At 30.4% G+C, this 18,676-nt stretch carries 14 protein-coding genes and 2 tRNA genes; 11 read left to right on the forward strand and 5 right to left on the reverse strand.

Features of this window, described 5'->3' with window-relative positions; translation table 11 throughout:
- Positions 1 to 431: 431 nt before the first annotated feature.
- Entirely contained in the window at positions 432 to 1,967 is a 1,536-nt protein-coding gene (gene guaA, locus CHAB381_RS03020) for a glutamine-hydrolyzing GMP synthase (protein ID WP_012108509.1), read from the reverse strand.
- Positions 1,968 to 2,141: 174 nt separating this feature from the next.
- On the opposite strand from guaA, the gene CHAB381_RS03025 reads away from it, so the two are divergent.
- The 5 genes from CHAB381_RS03025 (at position 2,142) to CHAB381_RS03045 (ending at position 9,300) form a co-directional block, all read left to right on the forward strand.
- Positions 2,142 to 2,612 (forward strand): hypothetical protein, encoded by a 471-nt coding sequence (locus CHAB381_RS03025; RefSeq protein ID WP_012108511.1) that lies wholly within the window; start codon positions 2,142 to 2,144, stop codon positions 2,610 to 2,612.
- Positions 2,599 to 4,422 (forward strand): excinuclease ABC subunit UvrC, encoded by a 1,824-nt coding sequence (gene uvrC, locus CHAB381_RS03030; protein ID WP_012108512.1) that lies wholly within the window; start codon positions 2,599 to 2,601, stop codon positions 4,420 to 4,422. Before CHAB381_RS03025 ends, uvrC begins: the two co-directional genes overlap by 14 nt.
- A gap of 119 nt (positions 4,423 to 4,541) precedes the next feature.
- Positions 4,542 to 8,699, forward strand: a complete 4,158-nt coding sequence (locus tag CHAB381_RS03035; RefSeq protein WP_012108513.1) for an ATP-binding protein — start codon at positions 4,542 to 4,544, stop codon at positions 8,697 to 8,699.
- Between the two features lie 4 nt (positions 8,700 to 8,703).
- Positions 8,704 to 9,084 carry a response regulator gene (locus CHAB381_RS03040; protein WP_012108514.1) on the forward strand — a complete coding sequence of 127 codons (381 nt, stop codon included), beginning with the start codon at positions 8,704 to 8,706 and terminating at the stop codon, positions 9,082 to 9,084.
- A gap of 142 nt (positions 9,085 to 9,226) precedes the next feature.
- Positions 9,227 to 9,300, forward strand: a tRNA-Arg gene (locus tag CHAB381_RS03045).
- A gap of 2,113 nt (positions 9,301 to 11,413) precedes the next feature.
- On the opposite strand, the gene CHAB381_RS03055 is transcribed toward CHAB381_RS03045, so the two are convergent.
- The 4 genes from CHAB381_RS03055 to CHAB381_RS03070 all read right to left on the reverse strand — a co-directional run bounded on the left by CHAB381_RS03055 (position 11,414) and on the right by CHAB381_RS03070 (position 14,018).
- Positions 11,414 to 11,499: transfer RNA gene (locus tag CHAB381_RS03055), tRNA-Leu, on the reverse strand.
- Between the two features lie 55 nt (positions 11,500 to 11,554).
- The gene (gene atpE, locus CHAB381_RS03060; RefSeq protein WP_041570471.1) at positions 11,555 to 11,899 is read right to left on the reverse strand and encodes an ATP synthase F0 subunit C; all 345 of its coding nucleotides are present in this window, start codon (positions 11,897 to 11,899) and stop codon (positions 11,555 to 11,557) included.
- A 194-nt stretch (positions 11,900 to 12,093) separates the two neighbouring features.
- Positions 12,094 to 12,720, reverse strand: coding sequence for a M48 family metallopeptidase (locus CHAB381_RS03065; protein WP_041570472.1), 627 nt, complete (start codon positions 12,718 to 12,720; stop codon positions 12,094 to 12,096).
- Positions 12,696 to 14,018, reverse strand: a complete 1,323-nt coding sequence (locus tag CHAB381_RS03070) for an MATE family efflux transporter (RefSeq protein WP_012108517.1) — start codon at positions 14,016 to 14,018, stop codon at positions 12,696 to 12,698. Before CHAB381_RS03070 ends, CHAB381_RS03065 begins: the two co-directional genes overlap by 25 nt.
- Before the next feature lie 146 nt (positions 14,019 to 14,164).
- On the opposite strand from CHAB381_RS03070, the gene rpmH reads away from it, so the two are divergent.
- From rpmH to mnmE, 6 genes are read left to right on the forward strand one after another with little or no spacing between them, the layout of a single operon-like run.
- The gene (rpmH, locus tag CHAB381_RS03075) at positions 14,165 to 14,299 is read left to right on the forward strand and encodes a 50S ribosomal protein L34 (protein ID WP_012108518.1); all 135 of its coding nucleotides are present in this window, start codon (positions 14,165 to 14,167) and stop codon (positions 14,297 to 14,299) included.
- Between the two features lie 41 nt (positions 14,300 to 14,340).
- Positions 14,341 to 14,622 carry a ribonuclease P protein component gene (gene rnpA / locus CHAB381_RS09210; protein WP_408610329.1) on the forward strand — a complete coding sequence of 94 codons (282 nt, stop codon included), beginning with the start codon at positions 14,341 to 14,343 and terminating at the stop codon, positions 14,620 to 14,622.
- Positions 14,619 to 14,951 (forward strand): membrane protein insertion efficiency factor YidD, encoded by a 333-nt coding sequence (yidD, locus tag CHAB381_RS03085; RefSeq protein WP_012108520.1) that lies wholly within the window; start codon positions 14,619 to 14,621, stop codon positions 14,949 to 14,951. Before rnpA ends, yidD begins: the two co-directional genes overlap by 4 nt.
- On the forward strand, positions 14,951 to 16,549 hold the full coding sequence (yidC, locus tag CHAB381_RS03090) for a membrane protein insertase YidC (RefSeq protein WP_012108521.1): 1,599 nt from the start codon (positions 14,951 to 14,953) through the stop codon (positions 16,547 to 16,549). The genes yidD and yidC overlap by 1 nt, the downstream gene beginning before the upstream one ends.
- Positions 16,533 to 17,264 carry a Jag N-terminal domain-containing protein gene (locus tag CHAB381_RS03095; protein WP_012108522.1) on the forward strand — a complete coding sequence of 244 codons (732 nt, stop codon included), beginning with the start codon at positions 16,533 to 16,535 and terminating at the stop codon, positions 17,262 to 17,264. Before yidC ends, CHAB381_RS03095 begins: the two co-directional genes overlap by 17 nt.
- Positions 17,257 to 18,657, forward strand: a complete 1,401-nt coding sequence (gene mnmE, locus CHAB381_RS03100; protein ID WP_012108523.1) for a tRNA uridine-5-carboxymethylaminomethyl(34) synthesis GTPase MnmE — start codon at positions 17,257 to 17,259, stop codon at positions 18,655 to 18,657. The genes CHAB381_RS03095 and mnmE overlap by 8 nt, the downstream gene beginning before the upstream one ends.
- The last annotated feature ends 19 nt before the right edge of the window (positions 18,658 to 18,676 follow it).

Here is an 18,676-nt window from a genome sequence, read left to right on the forward strand (position 1 = left end):
TCATTTCAGTTTTTCAGCAAAAAATCAGAAGCTAAATGCATCAAAAATATTGTGCATAACACTCTTCGCATATCACCATGACTCCTTATCGCTATTCTACATATAACTACAAATTATTTTTCCCAACATTTTTAAGTGCTTGAACATAACTAAATTCTCCTAATTCAGTATTGCCAATTTGATATTTATCGCCTATTTTTCGAATGATTTCATATCTATTCATTTCATTGCCTCTCATACTCTATGATATTTTAACTCTATACTTAAAATTTAAGAGCCTTAAAATTATAGTTTTGTGTATTTTTATAATTTTAAAATTTATTACGATATTTTAACATATCTTTAAAATAGATTGATCAAATTTAGATTTTATTAAAGAAAAAAGACCGCCGATGAAATTTAGCGGTCTAAATTTGACTAATAAGCTTTAACTACTCCCACTCGATCGTTGCAGGTGGCTTGCTTGAGATATCATAAACTACGCGGTTGATTCCATCGACTTCATTTATGATACGACGGCTTATATTTTCAAGCAGATCATATGGCAGTCTTGAAAAACTTGCCGTCATTCCATCGCTTGCATCGACTACGCGAATGCAAACCGCATTTTCATAAGTTCTATTATCGCCCATAACTCCAACTGAGTTTACATTTAAAAGCACACAAAATGCCTGCCATGTTTTGTTATACCAACCGCTTGATTTCAGTTCATCGCGCAAAATCACATCCGCTTTTCGTAAAACGCAAAGTTTTTCAGGTGTGATTTCACCTAAAATTCTAATTGCAAGACCTGGGCCTGGAAACGGATGACGATAGACCAAATCAGGACTAAGTCCAAGCTCTGTTCCAAGTTTTCTGACTTCATCTTTAAAAATTTCTTTTAGCGGTTCGATTAGTTTAAATTTCATATCTTTTGGAAGTCCGCCGACATTGTGATGAGATTTTATCGTTTTTGAGCTGCCTACAACGCTGCTTTCTATGATATCCGTATAAAGTGTGCCTTGTGCCAGATATTTTACATTTTGATGTTTTTTTGCTTCGCGCTCGAAAACTTCAATAAAAGTTTTTCCTATGATTTTGCGCTTTTCTTCAGGGTCTGTTATGCCTTTTAAACGTCCTAAAAACAGCTCGCTTGCGTCTATGCTGATAAGTTCAACGCCAAGTTTAAGTTTAAAAGTCTGCTCGACCTGTTTTGCTTCGTCAGTTCTTAAAAGTCCGTTATCAACAAAAACCACGATTAAATTTTCTTTTATGCAATGCGCCAAAAGTGCTGCAACGACAGAACTGTCCACGCCACCGCTTACAGCGCAAAGCACTCTATCTTTTCCGACTTGTTTTTTTATCTCTTCGCATTTGATTTTGGCAAAATTGCCCATATTCCAAGTGCTTTCGCAGTCGCAAATATATTTGGCGAAATTTTTTAGAATTTTATCGCCACATTCGCTGTGAGCGACTTCAGGATGAAACTGTAAAGCGTAAATTTTTCTTTTTTCATCGCAAAATGCGCAAAACGGCGAATTTTCACTAACCGCTATCGTTTTAAAACCATCAGGCAAATTTTCAACCTTGTCGCTATGGCTCATCCAAACGATTTGTCCGTCTTTTGTATCTTTGAGCAGTGCATTTTCGCTTACGAATTTTAAATTTGATTTTCCATACTCTTTTTTATTTGTAGGTGTTACACTTGCGCCAAAATGATAAGCGATAAGTTGCATTCCATAACAAATACCAAGAATCGGCAAATTCAAATTAAAAATTTCATCATTCGGAAAGTAAGCGTCTTTTGCATAAACACTGGCAGGTCCGCCGCTTAAAATCAGACCTTTCGGATTTTTTTCTTTGATTTGTGAAATTTTAGCATTAAACGGCAAAATTTCGGTATAAACGCCTTGTTCGCGAAGTCTGCGCGCGATCAACTGAGTGTATTGAGAACCAAAATCTAAAACAATAATGTCAGAATTTTTCATAAATTTTCCTAAAAATAAATTTCGAAAAAGTATAGCAAATTTAATATAAAATTCGCTTTATTTTTCCATTTGCGTTTGATTTGTGTCACTATTTTGAGGTTGAGAATAAAAAGGCGGCTTTTTATAACCGCAACCAAAAACGAAAACTAAGATAAAAAATGATAAAATCGCCTTATGAAAAATCTTAAAACTGCAATCAAACATTTTATAAACGGTCCTTTCAATGATAAATGGCAAGATAAAGAGCGATTTTTAAATTGTTTTCTTGCTGAAAAGCGAGCATTAATCGACTTTATCTATGTAAAAAAAGAAAATGATACCAAAAAAGTTTTAATGGTTGCGCTAACTCATCCTTTTGCGAAAAAAGAATTTCAACTTGACAGCAATATAAATATGTTTAAAAAAACTCTTAAAATTTATCAAAATATACATCCTGATTCCATTTTTGAAGGCGTAGATGAGATAAAATTTTTTGTCAGCAAAAAAATAAAAATAATAAAAAAAAGGCGTGAAAAGATTGTAAAAAATTTCAGAGCACCTGTGTATGTTGAAAAAAGCAAAGGAAAATTTAAAAATAACGCTATTAATCCGGAGCTTCACACACTTTTTGAAAATTTAAGGAAAAAAATCATTGCTAATAGATGAGATAAAATCGTTACCTAAACAAAGCGGTGTTTATGAGTATTTCGATAAAGACGGACATTTGCTTTATGTTGGAAAAGCTAAAATTTTAAAAAACAGAGTTAGAAGTTATTTTTCATTTACGTCAAAAAACAGTGCTGCGAACGGTTCTTTGCCATCAAACCCGAAAGTAAGTCCCAGAATTGCAAAAATGATAAGCGAAGCCGTGCATTTGGAATACATCGTAACGCCAAGTGAAAGTGATGCTTTAATACTTGAAAATTCATTTATTAAACAGCTCAAACCGAAATACAATATTTTATTACGCGACGATAAAACTTACCCGTATATTTATATAGATTTAAGTGAGAAATTTCCAAGATTTAAAATTACGAGAAAAGTCATAAAAGGAACAAATATAAAGTATTTCGGACCATATTTTAAAGGAAGTCGCGAAATTTTGGAAGCTCTTTATTATCAATTTGCGCTTGTGCAAAAAAACGGTTGTTTAAAATCTAAAAAAGAGTGCATTTTTTATCAAATAAAGCGTTGTAAGGCTCCTTGCACGGGTAAAATTTCAAGTGAAGAATATGTAAAAATAGTTAATGAAAGTATAAAATTTATAAAAAATCCTGAACTTTTACTGCCGAATTTAGAAATTTTAATGCAAAATTACGCACTTGGTGAAAATTTTGAAGAGGCGGCTAAAATTCGCGATATGATAAATACGATAAAAGATATAGAAGTTCGTGTGGAAGTTGATCTTGCAAGGCTTGAAGATTTTGAAGTAATTGCAATAAACTCATATGCAAATTTGGTTGCTGTTGTTCGTTTTAGCGTGCGAGACGGCAAAATTTCAGGTTCAAAATGTAATATTATAAATTTTAAAAACCTTACAAAAGACGATTTCAATGATATTTACAGACAGGCGATTTTGGAAATTTATCCGGAAGGCGCTCCTGTCGGGGCAAATAAAATTTATACTTATGATGATTTTGAAGACAAAGAACTTGTTGCTAAAATTTTAGAAAATAAACACGGACGCAAATTTCAAATAAATAGCCCGAAGATAGGCGAAAAAAGAAGAATTTGCGAAATTGCATTTAAAAATTGCGAAATAAATATTCAAAAACATTTAAAAACGCACGATTACGGTTTTTTATCTGAATTGAAAGATTATTTTGATTTGCAAAATTTGCCTGTAAATATAGAAATTTTTGATAATTCTCATATGTTTGGAAATACACCTGTCGGGGCGATGGTTTGTTTTAAAGACGGTAATTTTTATAAGGAAAACTATCGCCATGCACATTTGAAATCAAACAATGATTACGATCAAATGATTGAATTTTTAACTCTTAGGGTTAAGCGTTTTGATAAAATTTCACCGCCTGATTTATGGGTGATAGATGGTGGAAAAGCACTTTTGGATTTGGCAGGTCAAATTTTAAAAAGTGTCGGTGTAAATGTAGATGTGATAGCTATTTCAAAAGAAAAAATAGACGCCAAAGCTCACCGGGCAAAAGGCGCTGCAAAAGATAAAATAGTTACAATAAACGGAACTTTTTCGCTTTCAACATATGACAAAAAGTTACAATTTTTTCAAAAACTGCGCGATGAAGCGCATAGATTTGCAATTTCATTTCATCAAAAAAGCAAGCGAAAGCAGGATCTCACAAGCTCAAAATTATTAAAAATGGGCGTGAGTGCAGGAAGTTTAAAAAAACTGATTGATTTTTTCGGCTCTTTTGAAAAAATTTATGAAGCGGATTATGATGAAATTAAAAATCTTACAAATAAAAAAACTGCCGAAATTTTATTTAAAAATTATTAAAAATTCCCAAATAAAAGCTTGCTTTAAACTTAAAATGAGTAAAATTACCAATTAGAAGTTTTACCTAGCTTAGGTATGGCTTGATTTTAGTTTTTTAAAAAAAATTTAAGGATAAGTCCATGAAATTAAGCACAAATAGTTCGCTCTTTATAATAAGTGCGGTTCCGCTTATGTTGATTTTCGTGTTTGCGTCATATTTCTTTTATAAATCTTTCGCAGATTATTCGAAAATTCAAAGTCTTACAACTCAGTTTGATAATTCTAGAGAATTAAATAAAGTTCTTGAGGAATTAGGTCGTGAACGTGGTTTGACAGCTGCATTTTTGGGTAGCGGCGGCGCCATAGGAAGCGGTGAAGTTCTAAAAAAACAAAGAGTTACTACAGATACCGCTATTTCGACGTTTAAGCGTAAAGCAAGTGAATTTGAAGAACGTGGAAATTTTTTGAGCCAATTGCTTGGTTATAAAAACGAAGAATTGAAAAATAATAATGCAAAAATTTTATCACTTCTTGGAAAATTACCTGAAATAAGAACGGTTATAGATCAAAAAAAACCAAGTTTCGTAAATTTGTATGACGAATATTATAGAAATATTGACATTCAATACGCTGTTTCGCAACAAGCTATTTCTAAATTTTTTACTCAACCTGATATTTCTACGTGGGCCACAACACTTGCTAATACTTATTCAAGTCTTATGAATACAATTTCAGAAAGAGACTATGTAATAGAAAATATCGTTGCAAGCAGATCTATGAATACAAAAACAATTCAACGCTGGAAAGATTTCAGTAATGCAAGCAGATTGCCTGTATATACATATTTACCTGCATCTAACGCAAAAAATGAAATTCAAAAAATTCTTGACAATGTAGAAACTAAAAATATTTTAAACGATACTGATAGACTTGATTTGCTTTTGCAACAAGATGCGCTTAGCGGTCAATACCGAATGTCATTTATTGAGTGGTTTACTATTATGACACAAAAATATAATATTACAAAAGAAATTATTGTAAAAATTGATTCCGAGCTTAATAAAGTTGCTATTGCAAATGTGGCGGCAGGAAAACAAATACTATATATTTCTGCTGTTATTTGGGCTTTTACATTAGTTCTTATATTTTTCTCAGCCAGTGTGTCAAGAAAATTTTCTAAAAACGTTAAAGAACTCGGTAAAGTTATCGGTCGTATCGGTGAGCTTTCAAATCAAGAGCAAAATATTGATATTCAATCAAGCGAAGGAATTACAAAGGCTTACGGCCTTATACAAGATGCTTTGGACTTGGTTACTTATCAAAAAGAAGCAGCCGAAGATGCAAACAAAGCAAAATCTATTTTCCTTGCCAATATGTCGCACGAAATCAGAACTCCGCTTAACGGTGTTATCGGTTTTACAGAGCTTTTAAGAAATACAGAGCTTGATGAAGAGCAACAAGATTATGTGGATACTATCGAACAATCATCTGAAAACCTACTTACAATTATAAATAATATTTTGGATGTTTCTAAAATCGAAAGTAACAAAGTTGAGCTTGAAGATATCTTATTTAATCCTATTCAAGATTTTGAAAGTGCGGTTGAAATTTATGTTGCAAAAGCAACTGAGAAAAATATAGATATTTTATTATACATTGATCCTACTTTGATTCATCACCTATACGGCGATATCACAAAGATTAAAGAAGTTTTAATCAATTTGATGTCAAATGCCGTAAAATTTACACCTGAGGGTGGTATGATTGCAGTAGAAATTGTCAGAGTAAAAAGTGATAATCCAAATGAGGCAACTGTAAATTTTAGTGTTGAAGATACTGGAGTTGGAATTGCGGAAGATAAATTGGTTAATGTATTTAATGCTTTTTCACAAGCCGATTCTACAATTACAAGAAAATATGGCGGAACAGGACTTGGATTAACAATTTCATCTAAATATGTTGCTATGATGGGTGGAAAGCTAGAAGTTAAATCGACTTTAGGAAAAGGAACAAGATTTTACTTTACACTTACATTTAAAGAAACACAAAAGACAAATGCTGAAAATATGTTTGATGGTATTAAACAACTTAGTTGTGCTATGTTTGCTGAGCAAAGCGATGTAATGTTTAATAATATTTTCAAAAATTATATTGAACACTTCGGTGCTAAAATTTCAATTTTCTATGATAAAAATGAATTTTTAAATAGTGCCGATAGTGGAAAGTTCAATGTTCTTGCAACTAGATTTAAAAATTTTGATAGTATTAAAGATAGCGTAAAATTGCCATTATTATTATCTTTAAAACCGAAAGAACTTCAAAGTATAACTATAACAAATCCGAATGTATTTACAATTTCAGAGCCTGTAAATGTATCTAAACTTGTAAAAGTCGTAGGTAGAATTTCAAAAGCAGGCGCAGTCCCAGGTTTAAGAGGTGATAGTGGATTTGAAAGCAGTAATTTAAAAGATATCATTCAAAATAGTCTTAAAAAACAAGGTGAACCTGAAATAAAAATTAGTGAACCGGTTGCAGAACAAGTTATTGAAGAGGTGTCTGAGCCTGAAATTTCTGTTGTACAAGAAGAAATTAAGCCTCTTGATATATCTTTAGATGATAATTTATTTTCACAAAAAGCAGTTGAAACTGAGCCTGAGACTTTATCGGCTGAAAGTGAACCGAAAATTGAAATTCCAGTTGAACCTGTTGTTACGGAACCTGTAGTACATGAACCTGAAATTAAAGTAGTAAATGAAGTACAAAGTGACGAAGAAGAAGCAGCTAAATTTGATGAGCCTATTAGTTTGGTTATTCCGGATGAAACTTCTAAAGTAAAAATTGAACCTGTTGTTGAATCTGTTAAATCACAAGAACCTGAAGTTGTTACTGAAGAAGCTGTTAAACCTGTTGATTTTGAAATACCTGTTGAAAAAGTTGCAGCTGAATCTGAAATAGTCGAGGAAAAAATTCCGGAACCTGAAATAATTAAGTCTGAACCTGCAATAAAAGAAACGATAAAACCTAAAACTAAAGTAGTTACAGAATATGTGGATAAAACTGAAATAGTTGAAGAAACTATAATGGTAGATGAAGAATTTGAAGAGCCTGTTACTACTTATGAAATCGTTGAAAAACCTGAAACTGTGATGGTAGAAGTGGAAGAGGAAGTAATAGAAGAAATAGACGATCCAAATGCGGCATCTTCAGGAGTAGCAGGTGGAGGAGATGATGTACCGCTTCTAAAACGTACATACAATGCAAATATTTTAATTGCAGAAGATAATGAAATAAATCAAAAACTTATGAAACACACATTGAGCAGTTTTAAAGCAAATCTTACAATAGTTGAAAATGGTCTTTTAGCTTTAGAGGCTCGTAAAAGCGGCGATTTTGATTTGGTATTTATGGATATTTCAATGCCTGTTATGGATGGAATTGAAGCTACAAAACAAATCAAACAATACGAACAGGAAAATAATTTAAAACACATTCCAATTGTTGCTGTTACTGCAAATGCATTAAAAGGCGACAGAGAAAGATTTATGTCACAAGGGTTGGATGAATATTGTACTAAACCGATTAAAAAGGATATTTTAGCTTCTATGCTTGATATGTTTATTAAAAATAAACGTTCTGATGGTGCAGGTGCGGCTGCTGCTACAAATGAACCACCAAAGAAAATAAAAGTAAAACGCAAAATTAAAAAACAAGTGCCAAAAACAGTTATTAAAAAAGTTAAAGTTCCAAAAACAGTTATTAAAAAAGTTGTAAAAAAAGTTCCTAAAGTTGTAAAAAAAGAGATAACTAAAAAAGTTCCTGTTCAAAAAGTAGTAGAAATTCCGGTAGAGCAAGTATCTACAATAGACACTTTTAGCGAAAATTTAAATAAAACTTTAAATATTAAATCGGATATTGAGCAAAAAGTTGAAAGCAAACCTATAAATGCTGAAATTTTTAAGGACGTGCTACTTTATAAAAATAATCCGATTGAAAATCGTATTTTTGCTAGTATATTAAATCATATGGAACTTAGCGTAGATATGGTTGAGAGTTTTGATGAATTTGTTAAAAAAGTCAAAGAGAGTGGTTACAAGTTATCACTAATTGACGATAAGGTGCCAAATTTTGATGCTTCATTACTACAAAATTCTATTGATTTAAGTCCAAGTGACATTAAGTCTGTTGTATTTACCGATAATGTAAGTAAAAATACACTTAAAGGTAAGTTTAATGATGTTATTAAATATGGCATTAACAAAACACAACTTGAAAACATTGTAAATAAATATATAGGATGAGAATATGAGAAATATTAAAGTTTTAACCGTTGACGACGATAATATTAATTTGAAGTTGTTGGAAGTTATGCTAAAAAAAACAGGTAAAATTGATGAAATAATTAAGGCTTCAAATGGTCTTGAGGCTCTTAGCATACTTGATCAAAGAGATGATATTGATTTAATTTTACTGGATATTGTTATGCCCGTTATGAACGGGCTTGAGTTTTTGGACAATATGCATTCACGAGAAAAAATATCACATATACCGGTTATTGTTTTAACAACAGATGAAACTGCCAAACATGAAGCTTTTAACAAAGGTGCATATGATTTTATGACTAAGCCGGTTTATGATAAAGAGCTGAATCAAAAACTTAATGATGTTATGAGCATTATTGAATAAAACAGCTTTTTTAACTTTTGTTTAAAAAATTTGCCTCAAAAAAATATAGTTTTTTGAGGCTTTTTTTATTATTTTAATTCAATAGGAATTAAAAATTAGTTTATATTTTTAAATTTATATCATAAAATTTTATTATATATTTGTCCTTATAGCTCAGCTGGATAGAGCGCAAAATTCCTAATTTTGAGGCCGTGAGTTCGAATCTCGCTAGGGACATGAATACTCATATAATACAAGCCTGTTACATCATAATTATGAAAAGTATTTGTAATTAGTCAAATTTTTATTATTACAATGATTAGGATAATTAAATAATAAATTACATGTTAAAAATTTGAACTATTTTACTCGCATGATACTTGTCATTATAATTAATTATATATGAAATTATAATGAGTTAAAAAATAAAAAGTATTTATATAAAATCCAATAAACAAATATATAAATAAACAAATAATCTAACAATCATATAAAGTAAATATTTCAAATTTTATTGAAGGATATAATGCCAGGAGCAGGAAAATATATAACTTATTTCTATAGTTATGATAAAATTTTAGAAAAATACGCTGTATAGATAAGATTTTGGTTAATTTCATTTTGTAAACTTAAAGTCTGTATAATAAAATGATAGATTTAGCAAGTCGTAGGTAAAAAAAAGAAAATAAATCAGTTTCCTAAAATTTTATTAGTAGATAAATATCGAGATGAATTTTTATATTATCAGTGTATTGTAAAAATAAAAATCACACATAGCTATAATACAAAGTTTAACAAGTTAATTTAACCAAAAAAATATAAATTAAAGAAACTTATAAAACCTTAAAGCAACATACAAAAGACTACTAAGTAATAATAATTTAAATAAATTTTTAAATCATTTATTCTTATATATAAAAAAGTGATGGATAATTTTGCATTTAAATTAAACTTTTTACAAATTACCGCCATTTTAAAATCATTTTCTTGCTTTTATCTGTATTTACATTTTTTAAATATGGCTTCAATGTGTCTATTTTATGTACTGGATATACAAATTTAAAAATTGTTATATTTTTAATCTGAAATATTTATTTATAAAAGCATTGAAAGTTTCTCTAAAACTTGTATGACTTTTACTTTGTTTATGTTAATCTTTAATAAAATATTAACCTTTTTAATAAGCCTCTTATTTAAAGCAGTCGTTGCTGTTTTGGTATATTATTCAAAACATTTTGTCGCCAGGATTTTATTGCATATGTTTATTATAAAAAGTGCTAAATCGCTGGAAATTCTTAAATCAAATTGTCTGTGCTTTTTTCCTTTTCAGTTAATCAAAGTGTAAATAATACTTTTTATTTTTATTAATTTTTAAGTGTAATTTCATGTAAAAGCTCATTTTATAAGCATTTTTACAAATTTCATTCAATTATATTTCCTGTAAAATATATTAAACTTCGTAAATCACTTATATGATAGATCCAAACTAATTCATATGTTGTTTTAGATGCAGCCTTTGTCTTATTTATATTATAAATATCACTATAATTTATTCCACCTAAAGAATTTTGTTTTATATAACCATTAACGGTAACATACCTTAATAAACTTCTAATCATTAGAAGCGAATCTTTAAAATAACTATATCTTTTGTTTATTATTAATGGCTGTAAGCAAGTTTTTAACCAGGTTTAGATTATTTATTGAATTAATCGGTTTGTTTTTTTAGATATAAATCGAAATTTTTAAGCATATGATTATGCTTTTTAACTGTTGCAGGTGCTAAAGCCTTCGCTTTTAAATATTCATCACTTATTAGTTTAAGTGATTTTTTAGTAGGCTTTTGAAAGTCTGTAGATATTTTTTTAGCAATTTGGTAGGCTTTGGAGTAATCGATCTCTTTACAATTTCCAATGCTTTTACTATCTTGCCCATATTTCTAAAACCGGTTGTTATTGAAGATTGTTATATTTTTTTGGATACTCTACTTCTAAACCATAGATTTACTTCGGAGTTTATTAAGATTTTAAAATCTTTTTTATTGTATTTGGCTTTATAAGATTTTGGATCGTTAATTATTTATCAATCGTCACCTTTATCATTCAGTTTCTTTTTTTATAAAACTTTAATAAAAATTGCAATTAAATTTCAAGTTTTTTTAGGTTATGAGAGATAATGAATCAAATTTATAATTTTTTTGGGAGATTTTTTAGTTAATTTAAACTTATATAGTGTTTTATTGATTTTTATTATCGCTTTTCAATATGATACTCAAATCATTAACTAAAGTGATCAGTTATTGTTTTAGTTGATATCATTAACACTTACTATACATTAAAAGAAGCTTAAATGGTGCGACCAGCGAGACTTGAACTCGCACACGCGAAGCGCACTACCACCTCAAGATAGCGTGTATACCAATTTCACCATGGTCGCAATTAAAAAAAATAAAAAGAATTAAAAATAAAAGCCCCGTTGCGGGGCATAAAATTTATTTTGCAGCAGCTGCGATTGTTTCTGTAAGCAATGGGTTTGCATAAAGCAAAATAAATACAATAACAAGAGCATAGATAACTTGTGCTTCAATCATCGCAAGAGAGATATACATTGTAGTTGTAAGTTTGCTTGAAATGCTTGGGTTTCGAGCCATTCCTAAAATTGTAGCATTAGCTGCAATTCCCATACCTATACCACCGCCGCATGCGGCAACGCCAATAGCTATACCAACGCCTATTGCTGAAAATGAAGCAATTTGTGCATAAATGCTGATCATATCACCATCAGCAGCGAAGGCAATGCCAACTAGTGCAAAAAATAAAACAAGAATTTTCTTCACATCTCATCCTTTAATAAAGTTTCAAAATTTAAAACACACTATTCTAGTTAAATTTCGCTTTGAAATTGTTTAAATAGCACTAATTTTTTATTATCCTGTATTGTTAAATTTTCAAATTACTATTTAAAAAAATAAAAATTTGCAAACAATTTTTAAAAATTTGATGGATTAAAATTTAATGTTTCACTGCAATTTTATCTCATTTTTTCAATTTTTCTAAAATCAGGCATTATTTTTTTTATAAAGTCATAAAATTCTGGTTTATGGTGTGGAAAAATTAAATGTGTCATTTCATGCAAGACTACATATTCTATGAAATCAAGCGGTTTTTCTGCAAGTTTTGTTGAAAAATTCAGATAGCCTTTTTTAGTATTGCAACTTCCCCAACGTGTATTCATTTTGCGAAGTGTTACGCGATTGATTTTTTTATTTATGAATGGTTGAAATTTTTGTATAAAATTTAAAATTTTTTCGCGTAAAAACTCTTTTTTAAAATTTTCCAGGCTTGTTTTATCAAAGCATAAAATTTCATTTTCTGAAATTTTACAGCCGTCATGACCAAATTTCACATCAAAAGTTTTTCCTAAAAAACGCGCTTTACCTGGTTCAAGTTTATTTTTTTGAAATTTTAAAAGTGCTTTTTCTATCCATTTTTCATTTATTTGCAATATTTTTAAAATATCGTTTTTATCGTAAAATTTCGGTGCACTTATTATAATTTCTCCATTTTGTGAAATTCTGATATGAGCGTATTTTATTTTTTTAAAAATTACGTAAACTTCATTGTTTTCAAAATTCAAACTAATTTTTTGCTTATCCATCTTTTGCTTTTCCAGCGCCAAGTGTGAGCGATTCCTCTTAACCATTCATCGGCGCAAAATCCTATCCAAACGCCCAAAATTCCAATCCCTAAATGAATTCCTAAAAAATATCCCAAAGGAATGGAAACTCCAATCATAAAAATCAATCCCATATAAAATGGAAATCTGGCATCCCCGCTTGCTCTAAGCGCATTTACGAAAATGATATTAAAGCTTCGTCCGATTTCAAGCACTATTGTTAGATAAAATAGCGGCCTCATCGTATTTGAAAGCTCAGGCGTGAAATTTAAAATTTGCATTATTTTTTCTTTTGAAATAAATACTAAAAATATGAAAAGTGCGGTAATTGCAAGTGCAATTTTTAAAGTTTTGAATGTTTGATTATATGCTTTTTCACTTTCGCCGGCTCCTACTAAACGTCCTACGATGACTTCGTTTGCCATGCTTATCGCGCTTGCTGCAAAAAATATAAAAGCTGAAATTTGAAAATAAATGGTTTGAGCCGTTAAACTTGATTTTCCCATACTTGCTACAAAGCCGAAAGCGATCATATATTGAACTGTCCAAAGCAAATTTTCTCCGGCGCTCGGTAATCCTACTGATAAAATTTTACGTAAAATGTTTTTGTTGAAATTTAAAAAAAGAACTAAGTAAAAGCGAACGCGCACTATTTTTACGGCAATTATAAAAAATAAAATAATGCCGCAAATTCTACCGAAAATAGTAGAAAGCCCTATACCAAAAAGTCCTAGATACGGCATTCCAAACGGTTCAAAAAGTGCTACATAATTTCCTATTATTGTGATGATATTCATAAATATCGCTACAAACATAATGTGATTTGCATATCCGTATACGCGAATTATCGCAGAAATTACAATAGCTATCGCATCAATTGTAAAAACTACACTTAAAACGCGCAGATATACGCTACTTTCATGTAAAAGTTCATTTGGAACTTGCAAAATTTTAAGTAACAAATCGGAAAAAATAAACACAAAAATTCCGCAAAAAAAGCCTAGAACCGCATTGAATGCAATGCTCATATGAATTGCTTTTAAAGCTAGGGATTTGTTTTTTGCGCCAATAGCTTGCGAAACGAGAACGGAACAGCCGACACCTAAAAAACTGAAAATTGTAATAAAAAGCATAAAAATTTGATTTCCCGCGCCGAGAGCGCCTATTAAATGAACATTTACGCGTGAAATCATATATGTATTTATAACAACTGTCAAAAGTCTGAGTGACATCTCGATATACATTGCTATTGAGAGTTTGAATAACGAAAGCTCTTTCATATTTTCTTTATTTTCTTTAAAATAATGTTTGAATTTTTTGAATTATATCTAAAAATTTATTATTTAAAAATTTGATTTATATTTACCAAATTTTAAGCGGATTTTTTGTAAAATGCGAAGTTTATTTCAACAAAAGAGGATGAAAAATGAAAAGAACTTATCAGCCGCATACTACGCCAAAAAAGCGCACTCATGGTTTTCGCGAGCGCATGAAAACTAAAAACGGCAGACGTGTAGTAAATGCTCGTAGAGCAAAAGGTAGAAAAAGATTGGCAGCTTAGGTGAATTCGGTCCTATAAGCGATAAAAAGGACTTCAACGAGATTTATAAACTTGCTAAAAAGTGGCATTGCGATGTTGCAGTTGTATATTTTTTAGAAAATACAAATAAAAGATTGGCTGTAATTACCGGTAAAAAAATAGGGAATGCAGTCGTAAGAAATCATTCACGAAGAGTTATAAAATCTATATTTTATAATCTTAGAAATGAAATTAGTTGTGGAGAATACATTTTTATAGTGAAATCTAAAATTTCACAAACAAACTTTTCACAAATTGAAAAATCTTTAAAATGGGCTTTAAAACGCTTAGGAGCAATAAAATGAAAAATATTTTTATGGCTGTTATAGAATTTTATCAACGTTTTATTTCGCCTGTTTTACCGAATAGTTGCAGATATTATCCCAGTTGTTCCGAGTATTCGCTTCATGAATTTAAATTCAATAGTTTTTTTGGTGCATTTTTTGCCACTGTTTTACGTATTTTGCGTTGCAATCCGTTATTTAGAGGCGGTATTGATTATCCGCTTGTAAGGCTTAAAATTCAGCACCAGAAAGCAATTTTTAAAATTTGCCGAAGTGAAGTAAAATTTTGGTTTGTTCCGTGCAAAAGCGGCAAATTTTATGTTATAAAATCATTTAAAAAGGAAAAATAGTGGAACAACTTTCAGTTCAAAAACGAATTTTTATAGCCGTACTTTTAACTTTCGCATTTTTTATAGCTTATGATTATTTTTATCTTTCAAAATTTCAAGTACCTGAAAATAATGCTACAGGTGCACTTATAGATAAACAGAGCCGAAATACTGAAGCGCTTGTAAATGAAGCACCAAATGCGAAAAATGATAAAGTAGCGCCTGCTAAAGCCGTAAATAAAAGAAATGTAATAACACAAATTAAAGGCAAAATCGCAAATTTCAGCATAGATGACCTGGGACGTATAAATTCTTATGTTTTAAATGAAAGTAAATATAAAAACGATGATAAAATGCAAATAGATTTAGTTGATTTAAGTAAAAGTCCGCTTCCTCTTGAAATGCGTTTTAGCAATCCTGATTTAAATGAGCTTGCTTTTAAAACTCCTTACGTAGCAAGCGCATCAAATCTTGATATAACAAAAAATGAGCAAAATTTAGTTTTAACTCAAAATTTGGGTGATGTATTAGTTACTAAAAATATAACGTTTTATCCTAACGGAAGTTATAAAATTTCAGTTCAACTTAATAAAAATGCGGAATTTTTTATATCTCCGGGCTCTCGTCCAAGTATAGTCGTAGATGGTTATACGGTTCATGGAGTTTTGATAAGAAAAGACGATGAAAGTCTTAAAATGTTTGAAGACGGCGATGTGGATAGTAATGAAAATATTCAAAATGCAAATATAGCCGCCGCTTCAGACAGATATTACACAACGTTTTTTTATGATTTTACAAATAAATTAAATCTCGTAATCAGTTCAGATAGTGACAAAGTATCTCAAATTTTTGCCAAAGCGGACAAAACATTTGAGGCGGGCGGTTTTATAGGACCGAAGCATTATGATTTATTAACAGGAATCGATAAACGTCTTAGTGACGTTATCGAATATGGTTGGTTTACCTTTATTTCCAAACCGATGTTCGGCTTTTTGAAATGGCTTCACAATTATACTGGAAATTGGGGTTGGGCTATCGTAATTATGACTTTAATCGTGCGTGCGATTTTATATCCTTTGAGTTATAAAGGTATGCTTTCTATGAATAAGATGAAAGATCTTGCGCCTAAGATGAAAGAGCTTCAAGCACGCTATAAAGGTGATCCTAAAAAACTGCAAACTTCGATGATGGAACTGTATAAAAAGAATAATGTAAATCCGATGGGCGGATGTTTACCGATTTTGCTTCAAGTTCCTATATTCTTTGCAATTTATCGTGTTTTATTAAATGCAATTGAATTGAAAGGCGCTGAATGGGCATTTTGGATACACGATTTATCTGTAAAAGATCCTTATTTTATATTGCCTATAACAATGGGTATTCTTATGTTTTTACAACAAAAAATAACGCCTACAAATTTTACAGATCCTATGCAAGAAAAAATTATGAAATTTTTACCTTTGATTTTTACGTTTTTCTTTATGGCGTTTCCTGCAGGACTTACGCTATATTGGACGGTAAACAATCTGGCATCAATCATACAACAATATACAATAAACAAAATGTTTGCTAAACACAAAGCGGCAATTAAGGAAGAAAAAAATGAAAGTAGAAGCTGAAAATTTAGAAAATGCTTATAAAAAGGCGGCTGAAAAGCTGAATTGTTCCGTAACAGAGCTTGACATAAAAGTTATTCAATATCCGAATAAAGGTGTTTTGGGATTATTTAAAAAAAATGCGGTTATAGATGTAAAAGTTGAAGATAAAGTGCGGGAAGTAGCTAAAATTTCAACCGAAAAAAAACATAAAAATGAGCATAAAATTCCTGCGGAACATAAAAAAAATCATTTCAAAAAAGAAAGACAGGAAATTACCGATGAATTACTGGCTGAAGTAAAAGATGGCGCAATAAAGCTTTTCAGCAATGAGCTTTTTGAAATAAACGTGATTGAAGTAAGCAAATATGACGATAATACAATTTATCTTAAAATAGACGGCAACGACGCCGCACTTTTAATCGGAAAAGAAGCTCATAGATACAAAGCGCTTGCTTATATACTTCAAAATTGGATTAATTCAAAATACTCATTGAATCTTTTTCTTGAAATTTCGGAATTTTGCAAAAATCAACTTATAAATCTTACGAAATATCTTGACGATTTGGCCGAAAAAATAAAAACGGACGGTAAAGGCATTACAAAACCGCTTGAAGGTGTATTTTTGAAGTTCGCGCTTAAAAAATTGCGTGATGAATTTCCTGAAAAATATGTATCTGTCAAACTTGGAAGAAATGGAAAATTTATAGTAGTAAACGATAAAAATAAAAATGAGTGAAACTATTGTAGCCGTCGCAACCGCTCATGGAATTGGCGGAATAAGTATCGTCAGGCTCAGTGGAGAAAATGCACTGAGCCTTAGTGATATTTTAATAAATAAAAACCGCAAAAAAAATAAAACTCAAAATTCCGTTTCCAGCTCTCAAAACAGGATACAAAATTTTAAAAAAATCAATTTAAAACCGCGTTATGCCACACTTTGCGAGCTATATGACAATGATGGAAATTTTATGGACGAGAGTGTTGTTATATATTACAAATCCCCAAATAGCTTTACCGGCGAAGATATAGTGGAATTTCAAATTCATGGCGGATTTACGCTTGAAAATCTGATAATGGACGAACTGATAACAAACGGCGCAAGAATTGCAATGCCTGGAGAATTTAGCAAAAGAGCGTTTTTAAATGACAAAATGGATCTAAGCAAAGCTGAAGCTATACAAAGTATTATTTTATCGCGTTCAAAAAGCGCCGCTAAAATTTTAGCCAGAAATTTGCACGGTGAACTTAAAAATTTTGTAATTGATTTGCGTAAAGAAATAGTTAAAACTATGGCATTTGTTGAAACTTGCATTGACTATGCCGACGACGATTTGCCAAATGACATTTTGGATAAAATACAAAATTTATTAAGTGAAAATATAACAAAAATCGATGAAATTACTCAAATAAGTGCGTCAAGACGCGGATTGTTAGAAGGCTTTAAAGTAGCCATTATAGGCAAACCGAATGTCGGAAAAAGTTCTATTTTAAATTCACTTTTAAAATTTTCTCGTGCTATTGTAAGTGATGAAGCCGGAACTACTCGCGATAGAATAGAAGAAAATTTGCAAATCGGTTCACATTTAATTCGCATAATTGATACGGCAGGCATTAGAAAAAGTGAAAACAGTGTCGAAAATATCGGTATTTCATATTCCATAAAAGCCGCAAACGAAGCTGATATAATTTTAGCTGTTTTTGATGCTTCGCGAGAATTTGATAAAGAAGACGAGAAAATTTTTGAAATTTTACAAAATCAAAAAGATAAAAAGATTATTAAAATTTTAAATAAAATTGATCTTGCTTTAAAATTTAAAGCTGGAAATTCAGATAATTTTTTGAAAATTTCAGCTAAAAACGATACAAAAATTATCACAAAAGTTTTAAATGATTATTTAAATTCTCAAAATTTTGACGGTATAATGCTTAGTTCAAATCGTCAAATAATGGCATTTTCAAATGCCGGAAAAGCTTTAAAAAGAGCGCAAAATTTATTAAATGAAAATTCTCTTGAACTTTTTGCATTTGAGCTGAACATCGCTATAAAAGAAATTGCAAGCATTTACAAGCCTTTTGAGCGGGACGAAATACTTGAGTCTATGTTTAGCAACTTTTGTCTTGGTAAATAAGAAATTAAACATAAAAGTA

Source organism: Campylobacter hominis ATCC BAA-381 (genome assembly GCF_000017585.1).
GTDB lineage: Bacteria > Campylobacterota > Campylobacteria > Campylobacterales > Campylobacteraceae > Campylobacter_B > Campylobacter_B hominis.

Bases quoted from the DNA above. Each gene is read 5' to 3' on its own strand.
- guaA (WP_012108509.1), bottom strand. From the start codon at position 1,967: ATGAAAAATTCTGACATTATTGTTTTAGATTTTGGTTCTCAATACACT.
- CHAB381_RS03040 (WP_012108514.1), top strand. From the start codon at position 8,704: ATGAGAAATATTAAAGTTTTAACCGTTGACGACGATAATATTAATTTG.
- CHAB381_RS03095 (WP_012108522.1), top strand. From the start codon at position 16,533: ATGAAAGTAGAAGCTGAAAATTTAGAAAATGCTTATAAAAAGGCGGCT.
- rpmH (WP_012108518.1), top strand. From the start codon at position 14,165: ATGAAAAGAACTTATCAGCCGCATACTACGCCAAAAAAGCGCACTCAT.
- CHAB381_RS03070 (WP_012108517.1), bottom strand. From the start codon at position 14,018: ATGAAAGAGCTTTCGTTATTCAAACTCTCAATAGCAATGTATATCGAG.
- CHAB381_RS03025 (WP_012108511.1), top strand. From the start codon at position 2,142: ATGAAAAATCTTAAAACTGCAATCAAACATTTTATAAACGGTCCTTTC.
- CHAB381_RS03065 (WP_041570472.1), bottom strand. From the start codon at position 12,720: ATGGATAAGCAAAAAATTAGTTTGAATTTTGAAAACAATGAAGTTTAC.
- mnmE (WP_012108523.1), top strand. From the start codon at position 17,257: ATGAGTGAAACTATTGTAGCCGTCGCAACCGCTCATGGAATTGGCGGA.
- CHAB381_RS03035 (WP_012108513.1), top strand. From the start codon at position 4,542: ATGAAATTAAGCACAAATAGTTCGCTCTTTATAATAAGTGCGGTTCCG.
- yidD (WP_012108520.1), top strand. From the start codon at position 14,619: ATGAAAAATATTTTTATGGCTGTTATAGAATTTTATCAACGTTTTATT.